This is a genomic window from Marinococcus tarijensis (assembly GCF_054971385.1).
Genome location: NZ_JBQOJA010000006.1, coordinates 94,378 through 108,154 on the forward strand (window position 1 = coordinate 94,378; position 13,777 = coordinate 108,154).

Annotated in this window: 15 protein-coding genes; 2 read left to right on the forward strand and 13 right to left on the reverse strand. The window is 53.8% G+C overall.

Going from position 1 to position 13,777, the window contains the following annotated elements; all coding sequences use genetic code 11:
* Positions 1-29: 29 nt before the first annotated feature.
* The 12 genes from csrA to ACTTK7_RS05225 all read right to left on the reverse strand — a co-directional run bounded on the left by csrA (position 30) and on the right by ACTTK7_RS05225 (position 9,889).
* Complete coding sequence (csrA, locus tag ACTTK7_RS05170) at positions 30-257, reverse strand: carbon storage regulator CsrA (RefSeq protein WP_079475418.1); 228 nt, start codon at positions 255-257, stop codon at positions 30-32.
* Positions 251-703 (reverse strand): flagellar assembly protein FliW, encoded by a 453-nt coding sequence (fliW, locus tag ACTTK7_RS05175; RefSeq protein WP_462866362.1) that lies wholly within the window; start codon positions 701-703, stop codon positions 251-253. Before fliW ends, csrA begins: the two co-directional genes overlap by 7 nt.
* A 113-nt stretch (positions 704-816) precedes the next feature.
* Complete coding sequence (gene flgL, locus ACTTK7_RS05180; RefSeq protein ID WP_462866363.1) at positions 817-1,716, reverse strand: flagellar hook-associated protein FlgL; 900 nt, start codon at positions 1,714-1,716, stop codon at positions 817-819.
* A gap of 18 nt (positions 1,717-1,734) precedes the next feature.
* Entirely contained in the window at positions 1,735-3,336 is a 1,602-nt protein-coding gene (gene flgK, locus ACTTK7_RS05185; protein ID WP_462866364.1) for a flagellar hook-associated protein FlgK, read from the reverse strand.
* Between the two features lie 33 nt (positions 3,337-3,369).
* Positions 3,370-3,855: a flagellar protein FlgN gene (locus ACTTK7_RS05190; RefSeq protein ID WP_462866365.1), complete on the reverse strand. Its 486-nt coding sequence runs from the start codon at positions 3,853-3,855 to the stop codon at positions 3,370-3,372.
* Between the two features lie 48 nt (positions 3,856-3,903).
* The gene (flgM, locus tag ACTTK7_RS05195; protein ID WP_462866366.1) at positions 3,904-4,170 is read right to left on the reverse strand and encodes a flagellar biosynthesis anti-sigma factor FlgM; all 267 of its coding nucleotides are present in this window, start codon (positions 4,168-4,170) and stop codon (positions 3,904-3,906) included.
* 132 nt (positions 4,171-4,302) lie between these two features.
* A complete protein-coding gene (locus ACTTK7_RS05200) occupies positions 4,303-4,707 on the reverse strand; it encodes a TIGR03826 family flagellar region protein (RefSeq protein ID WP_462866367.1) in 405 nt (134 codons plus the stop codon).
* Positions 4,708-4,765: 58 nt separating this feature from the next.
* Positions 4,766-5,479, reverse strand: a complete 714-nt coding sequence (locus ACTTK7_RS05205) for a phosphoribosyltransferase family protein (RefSeq protein WP_462866368.1) — start codon at positions 5,477-5,479, stop codon at positions 4,766-4,768.
* Positions 5,472-6,929, reverse strand: coding sequence for a DEAD/DEAH box helicase (locus ACTTK7_RS05210; RefSeq protein ID WP_462866370.1), 1,458 nt, complete (start codon positions 6,927-6,929; stop codon positions 5,472-5,474). Before ACTTK7_RS05210 ends, ACTTK7_RS05205 begins: the two co-directional genes overlap by 8 nt.
* 61 nt (positions 6,930-6,990) lie before the next feature.
* Entirely contained in the window at positions 6,991-7,848 is an 858-nt protein-coding gene (locus tag ACTTK7_RS05215) for a DegV family protein (protein ID WP_462866372.1), read from the reverse strand.
* A gap of 131 nt (positions 7,849-7,979) precedes the next feature.
* Positions 7,980-8,696: a response regulator gene (locus ACTTK7_RS05220; RefSeq protein WP_462866373.1), complete on the reverse strand. Its 717-nt coding sequence runs from the start codon at positions 8,694-8,696 to the stop codon at positions 7,980-7,982.
* Between the two features lie 59 nt (positions 8,697-8,755).
* The gene (locus ACTTK7_RS05225; protein WP_462866443.1) at positions 8,756-9,889 is read right to left on the reverse strand and encodes a sensor histidine kinase; all 1,134 of its coding nucleotides are present in this window, start codon (positions 9,887-9,889) and stop codon (positions 8,756-8,758) included.
* Positions 9,890-10,119: 230 nt separating this feature from the next.
* On the opposite strand from ACTTK7_RS05225, the gene ACTTK7_RS05230 reads away from it, so the two are divergent.
* Positions 10,120-10,758 carry a YigZ family protein gene (locus ACTTK7_RS05230; RefSeq protein WP_462866374.1) on the forward strand — a complete coding sequence of 213 codons (639 nt, stop codon included), beginning with the start codon at positions 10,120-10,122 and terminating at the stop codon, positions 10,756-10,758.
* Between the two features lie 244 nt (positions 10,759-11,002).
* Positions 11,003-12,322: an LCP family protein gene (locus tag ACTTK7_RS05235; protein WP_462866376.1), complete on the forward strand. Its 1,320-nt coding sequence runs from the start codon at positions 11,003-11,005 to the stop codon at positions 12,320-12,322.
* Positions 12,323-12,386: 64 nt separating this feature from the next.
* On the opposite strand, the gene ACTTK7_RS05240 is transcribed toward ACTTK7_RS05235, so the two are convergent.
* Positions 12,387-13,688 carry a UDP-glucose dehydrogenase family protein gene (locus ACTTK7_RS05240; RefSeq protein WP_462866378.1) on the reverse strand — a complete coding sequence of 434 codons (1,302 nt, stop codon included), beginning with the start codon at positions 13,686-13,688 and terminating at the stop codon, positions 12,387-12,389.
* Between the last annotated feature and the right edge of the window lie 89 nt (positions 13,689-13,777).

Below are 13,777 nucleotides of genomic sequence, written 5' to 3' on the forward strand. Positions count from 1 at the left end.
GTTGTATGTAGTGAATGAATAGCCATTTATTATTTTTTCATATTTTCCGATAATTTCTGCAAAAGGGTAATATCGCCCGCGAGTGACTGCCGGTTTTCCTGTTGGATAGAAACGTATACTTCCTGGCGGTGTATATCAATATGCTCCGGGGCATCGATACCCAGCTTCACCTGGTCCCCTTCAATTCCGAGTACAGTGATCGCGATATCATCCCCGACACGAATCGATTCTTTTTTCTTTCGTGTGAGTACTAACATGATCCCGTGCCTTCTTTCTGCGTCCGTTGAAACAGCAGGTGCTTCGTTTCATACGGCGACTGCGCCATCGGCCACTGCTTGCCGAGCTTCTGTTCGACATTGATAATCAGCGGTGCCTGCAGGTTCGCTGTACTGTCTTCGAGTGTATTCGCAAGCGTCAGTGTGACATAGACAAGTACCTGCTCCGGGTTTTCGATATGCAGCTGTTCCGTGACCGCGTCCGGTACTTCAAGCTCATAGTCCGGAAAAAACACAAACGGATCAGCGGTAATAAACGCAATATGCGCATTTTGCACCGACTGCATAATAAACAGGCTGCCGCTGTCGTCGAACGGAAGAAACACAAAGTCACGTTCGTCTTCAAACGCCGGAATGCCCTGCGGAAAACGGGTAATATCCTCTTCTTCGATTGTGACAGCACCTAAATGCTTCGTTTCGATTTCCACTACTCTGCCTCCTTGTAAATTGAATGCCTACGCGAAACAGATGACAGTCACAAAGACCAGTATACTGAATCGCTCTTCATAATAAAACAGATTTTCCCACATTTTATAAAATTTTATCTTAAAAAGTCCAGAAGTGTCGTCTGCATAATCCGCCCGGCCGAGGCGAGCGCCGCCTGGTGCACGGTCTGCTGGTTCGTTAAATTGGTAATGACCTCTTCCAGATCGGCGTCTTCATTGTTAGACATGATTTTGTTGGAAATGACCTTTTGGTCGGCAAGCCGGCTTTCAATCATTTCGATCCGGTTCGAGCGCGCGCCGAGTTCGGCCCGTTCATTGACGATGCTGTTCATCTGCTTATCGAGCGTGCCCAGATATTCCTGCAAGTCTTCGCCGGTCGTATCCGGATTTTCCAGATCTGCCTGCAGCTGTTCGAGTTCGGCAAACAGCTGCTCGTTAAACACCTCGCCCGGCTCTGAGCTCACCTCGATATTAATGCCCTTCATCAGCTCCATTTCCACCGCATCGCCGTGACCCGTGAAGCTGTCCGCCGTTACGCCGTTTGCCGTCGCATTCGTATCAATCGGCGGATTCGTCGTATTGGAGCCGTTGAAAATGTATTTATCGCCGACCTTCGTATTGGCGGAGCTGATCAGCTGTTCCTTCAGCTCACTGATCTCTTTGGCAATATTGCCGCGCTGTTCGCCTTCGTACGTGTCGTTCGACGCCTGAGTGACAAGCTCGCGCACCCGCTGCATCACCTGGGTAGCTTCCCCGAGAGCAGCATCGCTCGAGTCGAGCCAGTTGTGCGCTTCGCCGACGTTCCGCTCAAACTGCTCCACCTCCCCGACCTGGGAGCGGTAGCGCATCCCGTTCATCGCAACGACCGGATCCTGGGAGGCACGGGTGATTTTTTTGCCGGTGGACAGCTGGTCCTGCAGGTTCATCACTTGATCATAGCTCTGGCTGATGTGACCGGTGGAGCGCTGTGTCATCATCTGCTGGGTGACTCGCATAGTGGTTTCCTCCTTTTCTTAACGGCCGACCAGACCCATGTTGTTGATGATGCGGTCGAGCATTTCGTCGAATGTCGTTACACTCCGGGATGCTGCATTGTAGGCGTGCTGGAATTGGATCATGTTAGCCATTTCCTCATCCATGCTCACCCCGCTCACCGACATGCGGCGCTCATCGGCACTCGAGGTGAGGGACTGGGTAATGCTTGTTTTCTGCTTCGCTTCACTCGCGTCAACAGCCATCTGACCGATCACGCCCTGATAAAAGCGCTGCACGCTGGTGGAGTTTTCGTTTCCTGCGCCAAAGTTTAAATCAGCATCTTTTACATTCGCCAGGTTCAGCGCGTTGGAGCCGTTACCTGCATAGCCCGTGCCGTTTTCTGAGACGGAAGCGGCTGCGATATTATTTAAATCGTTCTTTACGTCCCCGCTCACGCGCAGCGCACTGGCAGCACCCTTGGATTCAAGCACGGCCGGGTCAAAGCTGAAAAAGTCAACGCCGGCGCCCTTCGAACCCGCTTCCACGTCGTTCATCGTCCACCCTTCCCGGTGGGCCTCATTCAGCGCGTTCGCAAAGGTGGTGACCATCGTGTCGATGTTATCAAGCATGTCCGGATACAGGCCCTCCACTTCACCGGAAGCTTCGTTCATGTAGCCGTAAGCCTCGTGCAAGCCCTGCATGCTGCCGCTCGACTGCATAAACGCATTGGCGCTGTCCGAAGTGTCCGGGATGTTGGTGCCCGCTTTGCCGTTCGCCCATTCAAAGCTCACCGTTTCCACATGACCCTCCCGGCCGCCGGATTTCTCCACGCTTACCTCCTGGTACGCGAGCGCGTTGCCGTCTACAAGCTTCTGCAGCCGGTCGCCGGTATCGCTCGTCATGAAAATATCGACGGTCCCCTCGGCGTTGCTGTTGGCCTTTCCGCCGCTCGGATTGCGCTTCACTTCCACAGTAGCCATAGACGACAGCTTGTCAATCAGCCGGTCGCGTTCATCGTACAGGTCATTTGGCACTTTGCCGTGCGGCTCCACGCCCGCGATCTGTTTGTTCACGCTGCTGATCTGGCTGAGAAGCGAGTTAAACTGGCCGGTTTCATTATCAATCTGGGCGTCGAGGTCGGTTTTGTTCGCCTGCAGCGAATTGGATATGTAGGAAAAGGTGTCCACCATTGCTTCCCCACGCTGGCGCACGACTGAACGCGCCCCGGAGTCCTCCGGGTTGGCCGACAGATCCTGCAATGACTTCCAGAACTCATCCATCGCATTGGCGACGCCTTCATCGGTCGGCTCATTCATGAGATCCTCCATGCGGGAAAGGTTTTCGTTTTTCGTTTCCCAGTAGCCAAGCTTCGCGTTTTCGCCCCGGTACTGCACGTCAAGATACTGGTCCCGGATGCGTGCGACCGTGTTGGAGTCCACGCCGGTGCCCATCTGGCCCGGTGTGCTCGGCTGGTTCATGCCGGCTTTTGAAAAAGCATCACTCTGCTGCAGGTCGACCCGCTGCCGCGTGAACCCCGGCGTATTGGCATTGGCAATGTTATGTCCTGTCGTCTGCAGCGCGTGCTGCTGGGCCGTGAGCGCCCGTTTCGCTGTTTCAAGCCCCATGAATGTCGAAGTCATGCGTTTTCCTCCTCGTTTTTATGTACCTGCTGCTTATGCCCGTGAATCAAAGACCGAGTATTCCCGTTTCGTGCGCTGCGGGGCCATACCCTGCCGGCCGTACTGCGCCGACTCCTGCGGCTGCATAGCACTAAGCATCACCTGCGTGTATTTTATCGCATCCTCAAGCATCGCCCGGTTTAGCTCCTCCTGATGCTGCAGGGCTGTCATCACCTGAATCAGCTCGTACTGCAGTGCTTCGAGCTTCGTACGCTCGTCCACCTCTGCCAGCGGCTTTAACGCCTCAATGGATACAGCTTCCTCCGGGCTGACACCTGCAAGCTCCGCAGCCTGCTGATGGCGCTCCCGCTCAATCCGGGTAATACGCTGCACCTGGCGGCGCTCGTCGCGGACAAGCTGCTGCAGGGCGCTGGCGTCACCTGTTTTCAGTGTCTGCGTCTTCTGTTCGGACATGCCGAGCAGCACCCGGTGCTCTTCAATCAGGGCGCTCAGCTGCTCTGTTATGATCTGTACGCTCATGCGACCGCTCCTTTATGTATATGTATCAACAGGCCGTTTACCGGCCTGTTACTGATTGTTCCAATAGTCCTGCATTTTCTTTGCCGTCTGCTCCGGCCGCACTTCGTACGTGCCGTTTTCAATCTGGGCTTTCAGCTGTTCAACCTTTTCCCTGCGGGCCGGGTCGATCGCTTCCGACTGCTGCATCTCTTTGGCTGCGTTTGAAATTTCGACAGAATCTTTTTTTCCTGCCTGCTCCCCCTGCGGCAGCTTCTGCTGCTGGGCGGCCTGGCTGCGGTATATGGCATTAGCGGAATGCGCGGAATGAATTTTCATCTGTTAATTCCCTCCCATCCGGACGTTCTCTCCGGCTGATTTGTTACTATTTATATCGGTCATTCCGCCGTTGATTTTCTTGGTACTTAAGACTTAAATTTTAACACACATACACGCTTTTTGACTCATTTATTATTCCCACGCCCGGTACGTCGACCGTTTATCCTTAACCTGTCTGGCTTCCCACTCTCTTTGCTTCTCCTCGGCCTCGAGCCCAGAAGAAATACGGCCGCTGCACGTGCGGCAGAGCCGGCGCTCACGGATCGGTTCGCCGCAGCCCTCGCACGGATAGCTGAAGTTCGGCAGATGCGCCAGGTTCAGGCGTCCTTCACGGATGTAGCGGAAAATGTCTTCCTCACTGACTCCGGTTTCTTCAGTGACCTTCAGAATCGTTGACTGGCGGTTTTTGCTTTTTCTTACGTATGTGTATACCTTCTGGAACCGCTGTTCCTCCGTCCGATGACACGCCGGACAGACAGCCCGGATCGCCTGTACAAACAAATTGCCGCATGACGGACAGTTTTTTAATTCGCCCATAGCTCGTTTCTCCTTTGATTCATTGTTGCTTCTTATATCGGCACCACCGGCCCGGAGTTTAAGCACGGATCAATGTAAGCGAAGCCGTGGACACAGCACCCGCTGCCTCGAGAACGTCCGCCGCTTCGCGGACCGTTGCCCCGGTCGTGTAGATGTCGTCAATGATCACAACGTTCCGGCCAATAATTTTGTCAGGAGCAGACACGGTAAATCCGCGCCCAGTGTGCAGCCGCTCCTGTTTTGTCTGTTTGCTTTGTTTGCCGCCCTCTCCGTTCGGGCGTTCGAGCACCGAAGCGTAAGGTACTTGAAGACCCGCCGCAAGCACCTCAGCCTGATTAAACCGGCGTTCCGACATACGCTCGGGTGCAAGCGGAATGGGAACCGGGACAAAGCCCCGAAAATGCTTCCGGTACGCACGGCGAAGGTCATTATAAAATGCTGCTGCCATTATCGCGTCTCCGCGAAATTTCCAGCGGGTCGTCCACGCCTGCATCCAGTCGTCGTAGCGAAGCAGCGATACGTTTTTCACCCATCTGCCAGTCTTAGTCCGCCCGCGCCAGTTGAGGCAGTCGGAACACGCGTCCACGTGCCCCGGCGCCGAGCACTCCGGACACGCCGCCCCGGTAATGACAGGCAGTTGCCCGGTGCACGTGTCGCACAACTCTCCAGCCCTCCACGTAAACAGGTTATGGTACGTCCACGACGTCTGCAGTCGCTCCCGGCAGGAAAGGCAGTATCCGCGTGCAAAGGATAAAAAAGAACCGTCATTCATTGGGCGTCGCCTCCTCCCGGTTCATCGTATGGACATGGCGGATCGTCTGCTGCATCGCTCTCGTACGGCCGTAATGAAAGAAAACAACATCGCCCTCGGGCCGCTCCGGATTTCGTCCGGCTCGGCCGGCAATCTGCACAAGAGCGCTTTCGGTGAAAATATCATCGTCGGCGCCAAGTACTGCTACATCCGCCTTCGGAATCGTCACGCCTCGCTCCAGAATTGTCGTTGTAACGAGGATATCGATCTGGCCTTCCCGGAAAGCAGTAATTTTTTCCTCGCGCTTTTCGTCTTCAGCATGCACGCCGTCGCAGCGGAAGCCTTCCGTCCGCAGTGCCTCCACCGCTGGCTGAACAGCCGCTACCGATGGAACGAACACAAACAGCGGATAGGCAGTATTCCGCCCCCGGCACCACTGCAGCAGCGCCTTCGGAAGACGCCCGCGGGAGAGCTGCAGTCTCCAGTTTCCGGCCCACCGGCACGCAGGCACCGGAAGCGGCTGTCCGTGAAACCGGCGCGGCACCCTTGCATACGCCAGAGCCCCGCTTTTCATCCGCCGCCGTTCGTTCCTTCCCGGCGTGGCGCTTAAATAAATAACCGCCTTTTCCTGTCGGCATGCCTCCCGCACGGCCTGATGGAGGCCCGGGTCAAACACATACGGAAACGCGTCCACCTCGTCAATGACCGCCAAGTCAAAGGCGCCCTTAAACCGGCGCGCCTGGTGCGCCGTTGCGAGAACAAGACGCGCCTTCGGCCGTGCATCGGGACTGCCGGCATACCATGCTGCAGCCGGCACGTCGGGAAACACGCCCGCAAGACGCGGGTACAGCTCACGCACGACATCCGTCCGCGGTGTTGCCCATAACACCCGTTCACCCCGGGCAAGTGCCCCGGCCACCGCCTGAAACATCATTTCGGTTTTACCCGCGCCGCATACCGCCCAGATGTACAGCTCCTGCTTCCGCCTGCCGGCCTCTATCGCGGCACGGGACGCCCGCTCCTGTCCGGAAGACAGCCGGCCATCCCATGCAAGCGGATCAGGAAATACCGGAGCCGCATCGGCTCCCGTCCAGCAGTAGAGCGGCGTGCAGACCGACACCCGCCCCATTTCGAGACACTCACGGCAGTAGAAACACCGTTTTCGGCCGCAGATACATGCATGCGCGCCGAACAGGCCGGGGGTTTGATTGCTGCAGCGCAGGCATCGCCAAAAAGAGCCCTGCTGCGTAATGCCGGGCACCTCCTTCAGCATTCCTGCCTGCACGTAAATATCGATGATTTTTTGATCGTACGGCAGCTCCTGCGCGAGAAGCGCCCGGCCGCTGCAGTGAGCCTGCATCTGTTCATAATCAGGTAAGATAGTAGTAGAAGGTTCAGAAACAGGGGAAAAGGAAGGAAAAGCTGAGTCCGGCCGTTTGCTGCCGGTAAACCAGGTGGATATCATATTCATGGGAGATGGTTCCTTTCGTGGGAGGGTTAAAAAGAGGAGGCGGCCTGGAAGGCCGCCGGAATTACCTGGAGAGGGCGTCAGGACGGTACCAGGCGAGCCCGATGGCGTTTTCACCAAGATGGGTGCCAATTACCGGGCCGAGGTGTTCGAGAACAATCCGGGATTCCGGTGAGGCTTCCTGCAGCTGCCGGCGGAAGGCTTCCCCGGCCTCTTCTGCGTTTGCATGGAGGACGCTCGCTTCAAGCGGGCCTTTGGCCGCTTCCTCCAAAAAGAGGGACTGAATACGGGCGAGCGCTTTTTTGGATGTGCGTACTTTTTCATACGGCACAATCTTTTTATCGGTAAATTCGAGCACCGGCTTGATGCGCAGCATACTGCCAACCATTGCCTGCGCCCCGCTCAGACGGCCGCCCCGCTGCAGATGACGCAGGTCTTCGACGATAAAATACGCTCGCATCGTTTCTTTAATTTTATCAAGCTCGGCAAAAATGTCCGCTACACTGTATCCTTCAGAAGCCATCCGGGCGGCAGTCAATACATAATAGCCCTGGGCCCGGGCGCTGATCTCCGAGTCGTAGCAGTGCACACGAACGGTGTCTTCAAGGTCCGCAGCAACAGCCACAGCTGTCTGGTGCGTCCCGCTGATTCCGCTGCTTAAATGAATCGAAATAATGTCATCGGCCTCACGGGCAAGCTCCCGGTAAAGGTCCTCCATTTTCCCCGGCGACGGCTGGGATGTGGTCGGAAGCGTTTCCGAATTTCTCATCGTCTGGAAATACGTTGCAGCGTCCCAGTCCGTCTCCGGCATTGTTTCTTCATTCACCACCACGTTGAGCGGGATTTCGTGAATGTTCCACTGCTTGAGCTCTTCCGGGGTCAGGTACGAGGTGCTGTCGGTAACTACGGCAATATTTGGCAAACAGGCCCTCTCCTTTCGTTCTGTCTGTAGCAGGCATGTATGAGTTCGCTTTCATTTTACGGACTTCCTGCCGGAAGTCAATGCCAAAGCGCAAAAAAGCTGCCGATATCACACCGGCAGCCTTTGCTTATTTAGCGGACTTTTACCCAGCCCTTTTTGATGGATTCGACAACCGCCTGCGTACGGTCGTTCACATTCATTTTCTGCAGGATGTTACTCACGTGGTTTTTCACCGTTTTTTCACTGATATAGAGCGACTCACCGATCATCCGGTTGCTGTAGCCGTCCGTCATCAGCTGAAGCACTTCGCACTCGCGGCGCGTCAGAATGTGGAGCGGCTTACGGTATTCCACTTCTTTGTAGCCGATTTCGGTATCGTCCGCACCGTGATCGTCGCCTTCATGGGCGAGCCGGCGGTATTCGTTAATCAGGTTCTGCGTCACCTTCGGATGAATATAGGCGCCGCCGGAGCCGACAACCTTCACTGCTTCAATCAGGGCGTCGGCATCCATTTCCTTCAGCAGGTAGCCGGAAGCTCCTGTTTTCAGCACGTGCGTTACATACGACTCATCGTCATGGATGCTCAGAATAAGCACCTTCAAATCCGGGTGGCGCTCGATCAGCGTCTTGGTCGCTTCGACGCCGTTCACACCCGGCATATTGATATCCATCAGCACAACGTCCGGATGATAATCGTTGACAAGAGCAAACGCTTCTTCTCCGTCACTGCCTTCTGCAACAATCTCAAAGTTTTCTTCCATATCCAGAATGCGTTTGACGCCTTCACGGAAAAGCTGATGGTCATCAATTAACAGCAATTTGATTTTTTCATCGATACGTTCTTGCATACGTTCTCATCCTTTCTTCGCTTCACTTATCTTTTGGTTATTTAATGCAGTCCTTTGTTTTAATGAACCGGCACAAACACTTTTACTCTCGTGCCCTGGCCGACAACGGAGTCAATCGTCAGCTCCCCGCCCAGCGCGTTCACACGCTCTCTCATTCCGAGAAGACCGAACGATTTGTCCCGTTCCTTTTGCACGTCGAACCCTTTGCCGTCATCCTTGATTAAAATCGTAATGCTCGTCGGCCGCTGTTCGAGCTGCACCCGGAGAAGCTCCGGTTTGGCGTGCTTGTAGGCATTCTGGGCCGCCTCCTGTACAATGCGGAACAGTCCGATCTCAAGGTTCGGGGCGACTCTTGCTTCTTTCCCCTTCGTGGTAAACTCTGTCACCATGCCCGTGTTGTCCTCAAGGTGGCGCAGGTACTTTTGCAGCGTCGGTACGAGGCCAAGGTCATCAATCGCCATCGGCCGCAGGTCGTAAATAATTCTGCGTACCTCCCCGAGGCTTGAGCGGATCAGGACACGCAGCTCCCGGAACTCCTGGATCGCTTCCTCCGCGCTTTTTTCACGGGAGATTTTCTCCACAAGCTCCGATCGGAGCAGTACGTGCGCGAGCGTCTGCGCCGGGCCGTCGTGAATTTCACGCGCCACCCGCTTACGCTCGTCCTCCTGCGCTTCAATGATCTGCAGGCCGAACTCATGCTTTTCCCGGGCATTTTCGACAAATTCCCCGACGTCCTGAAGATCGCCGGCAAGAAAGTTATACACAATGCCTACCTGGGAAACAAGCGTTTCAGCCCGTTCAATGGTTTCATCCAGTTGAATCAGGCGGCGTTCGATATTGTCCCTGCGGTCGCGGAGGCGTTTTTCCTCCTGACGCACCACAGCGAGATTTACCTGCGATTCGTTGGCTTTTTCATACACCTTCTGCACTTCTTCATCACTGAACTGCCGAAACCGTTTGCTTACCTCTGCCAGCTGGTTCCTTGCGACCCTGGCTTCAACCTCCAGCTGATCGGAGCGTTCAATCGTTTCCGAAATGTGTTCCTGTATTTCCTTCAACTCTTCCTGGAGTGTGTGAAGTTCTTTTCTGGAGGTTTCACTGATCTCAAAAATTTCTTCTTTGCTTTTCTCTACTGTCTGAAGCATTTGGTCAATAATTTGATCTAAGTCTGCTGCGTTTCGCAAGGCCACCATCACCCTCTATACTTGCCTGCGAATTTTCAATACCGTTTGGAACGGTTCATGAATAGTTTAGCATATTCGTTTGGACCTATTCCGCTATGTAATGAAAAATCACAAATTTACATATTTACCTCTTATTTTGTTTCATTTTCGCCCATTTCCTGTTATATACTGGCCAAAATGTTGCAACCATTACAATCATATTATACGGTAATAACATTACCTAGGAGGAATGTTACCGTATGCTTACTTCATATCGTACCATTAAACAGAGCGGACATCATGAATTTACCATAAATAAATCACGCTTCATTACCCATATTACCCGCGCAGAGGACGAAGTAACCGCTCATTCGTTCATTGAGCAGATAAAAAAAGAGCACTGGAACGCCGCCCACAACTGTTCGGCGTATTTGATCGGCGAGCAGGACCATATTCAAAAGGCCAATGATGACGGTGAGCCGAACGGCACCGCTGGGGTACCGATGCTCGAGGTGCTGAAAAAGCGGGAGCTGAAGGACACCGCCGTCGTTGTCACCCGCTACTTCGGCGGTATAAAGCTCGGCGCCGGCGGTCTCATCCGCGCCTACGGCTCCTCGGTTTCCGAGGCACTGAATCATATCGGCATCGTGCGCCGTACACTGATGCAGGAGCTCATAGTCTCCGCGGACTACAGCCTGCTCGGCAAGCTGGAATACGAAGCCCGGAAGTCTTCCTATATTCTCGATGCCATTGACTACGAAGAGCAGGTGAAGCTTCATCTTTACGCTCCTGCCGAAGAGACGGAAACGTGCCGGGAGTGGCTTGTAAACATAAGCAGCGGACAGGCCGGCATTGAAGAAGGAAAACAGGCCTTCGTGGAAACCGACGAACCTTCGTAGTCTTCCATTTATTTCCCCGGTAATACGAAGCGGCCCGTGTCAAATGCGTGTCCGGCACAGAAATAGTTTTCGTGCCGGTTTTTTATTTTGTTTACTATCGTTTCTGCCTCGGCTACAATGAAAGAATACAATATTTTTCAAAATGCTCCCATTTCAGCTGATTTTTATATAAAGCGTATCCGCAGACGCTTTCTGCCGTTTTCTATACTAAGATCATTATACAATCTAAAGGAGAAGTGCCCCCATGCCAAGCTCAACGTCTCAACGGAGAAACCTTCGTAAAAGAAGAAAGAAATCCTTCATCTGGAAAACCACAGCCATCGTGGCATTGCTTTTTCTTCTGCTTGCCGGAGGAGCTTCCGCCTACTTTCTCCAGCAGTTGAACAGCGTATCCGCTGATACCGAGGAAGAGCTCGAACGCGGCGAAAAATCGGACCTCCGGGATCAGGCTGTTGATCCCTCGGAGGACAGCTTCTCGGTTTTATTCCTTGGAGTGGATGACCGTGAAAATGGATCCATGGACGGACGCTCCGACGCGATGGTCGTCGGTACATTCAACAAGGACTCCAAAAAAGTGAAGCTTGTGAGTATTCCAAGAGACTCGCTCGTAAACATTGAAGGAGACGGTGAGAATAAAATCGCGCACGCCAATGCTTACGGCGGCACCGACCTGGCCGTCCAGTCCGTGGAAAATACACTCAACATTCCAATTGACTATTACGTGAAATCAGATTTCGCGGCTTTCACCGACATTATCAATGACCTGGACGGCGTCGACGTCGACGTACCGTTTGATTTCACGGAGGAAGGAACAGAGTTTGAAGAAGGACCGGCAACGCTGAACGGCGAAGAAGCGCTGAAATACGTGCGGATGAGAAAAGAGGACCCACGGGGTGACCTTGGACGTGGCGAACGTCAGCAGGAAGTGTTGGAGAGCCTGATCAAAAAAGCCGGCTCCATCGAATCCATCGACAACTATGATGACGTCTTTGACAGCGTCAGTGAAAATGTCAGCACCAACTTTACGTTCGGTAACATGATCGCTCTGCAGCAGTACGCCGATTCGTTAAACGAAATTGATTCCAGTCAGCTGCGGGGGTCAGACACGACGATCAACGGCATTTATTACTACCAGCTTGACCCGGAGAAAACGCTCGAAACGTCCAACAACCTGCGCAAGCAGCTCGACCTTCCGGCTTCTGAAGAACCGCTGGCCCTCCCTGGCACGCAGGTGAACAATGAAGCGCCTGCTGTTGAAGAAGCTCCGGCTGAAGAATCCTATGAGGAGCCGGCTGCCGAAGAAGAGGCGCCCGTGGAAGAATCGTACGAAGAACCTGCTGCTGAGGAAGAAGTGCCTGCAGAGGAAGAATCGTATGAGGAAGCTCCGGCGCCAGAGGAAGAAGCGCCGGTGGAAGAGTCCTACGAGGAGCCGGCGACAGAAGAAGAAGCTCCGGCGGAGGAATCCTATGAGGAGCCGGCGACGGAAGAAGAAGTACCGGCTGAAGAGGAGTCATACGAAGAAGCTCCGGCCGAAGAGGGAAGCTACGAGGAAACAACACCGTAAACACACGTTTTTCAGCACAAAAAAGCCCGAAAGGAGTTTCTTCTCCTTCCGGGCTTTTCTATGACTATTTCCGGCCGATGCCGTGATAAATAAAGCCGGCTTCTTTAAATTCCCTGGCTTCAAATGCATTTCTGCCGTCAATCATGACCGGCTTGTTCATAATGCTTTTTAATTTCTCCGGCGTTACCTGCAGGCATTCCTCCCACTCTGTCACAAGCATCGCCGCATCTGCGCCCTCGCAGGCATCCAGCGCGCTTTCTGCAAAGTAGATATCTCCCTCGAGCAGCTGTTTGGCATTGTCCTCTGCTACCGGGTCAAAGGCACGCACCTTCACCCCGTATTCCTGAAGCGAACGGATGATTTTCAGTGACGGGGCTTCCCGCATATCGTCTGTGTTCGGCTTGAACGCCAGTCCGAGAAGAGCCACTGTAATATTGCGGATGTCTTCGTTAAAAATCACATTCAGGTGGTCCACCATGCGCAGGCTCTGCTTTTCATTCACGTCATTGACGGCCTGCAGCAGCTGCGGATAGTATCCTTTCACCTCTGCCAGATGCTTGATCGCTTTGACATCCTTCGGGAAGCAGGAGCCGCCGTAGCCGATTCCCGCGTTCAAAAACTTCGGACCGATCCGGTTGTCCATTCCCATCCCGCGTGTAACCGCATTGATATCTGCCCCGTAGTAATCGCAGATGTTCGCCACTTCATTCACAAAAGAGATCTTCGTGGCAAGAAAGGCGTTGGAGGCGTATTTGATCATTTCGGAGCTGCGTGGATCCGTCACGACGATGTTGTCTGTAAGCGGCTGGTGCAGCTCTGTTAAAATGCCTGCTGCCTTCTCGGAATTTGTACCGATAATGACGCGGTCAGGATTGAATGTATCCTTCACAGCTGATCCTTCCCGGAGAAATTCCGGCACCGAGCATACTTCGATCTGTGCCTCCGGATTTTTGTCTGCAATCAGTCTGCGCACGCGGTCTGCAGTCCCTACCGGTACTGTCGATTTATTCACTACGACGCGGAATTTATCATCATTTACCGCTTCCCCGATTTCGTCCGCCACGCCGTACACGTAGGACATGTTGGCAGCCCCCGTTTCCGACTCGGGCGTCCCGACAGCAATAACCACCACGTCTGATGCCTGTACGGCAGGCTTCAGCTCTGTCGTAAACTGCAGACGTCCCGCTGCCCGGTTTGAGTCCACCAGCTCTTTCAGCCCCGGCTCATAAATCGGGATCTCCCCATTGTTCAACCGGTCCACCTTTTCCGGAATTTTATCCACACAGATTACGTCATTGCCAAGCTCTGCAAAGCTCGTCCCTGATACAAGACCCACATAGCCGGTGCCTACTACTGTTAGCTTCATACATCTTCCCAACCTTTAATTTATGTATTTTCGTTCTATCATACCCGTGAATGACTGCTTATTGTTTAAGCGTTATTGCCAAATTTTAT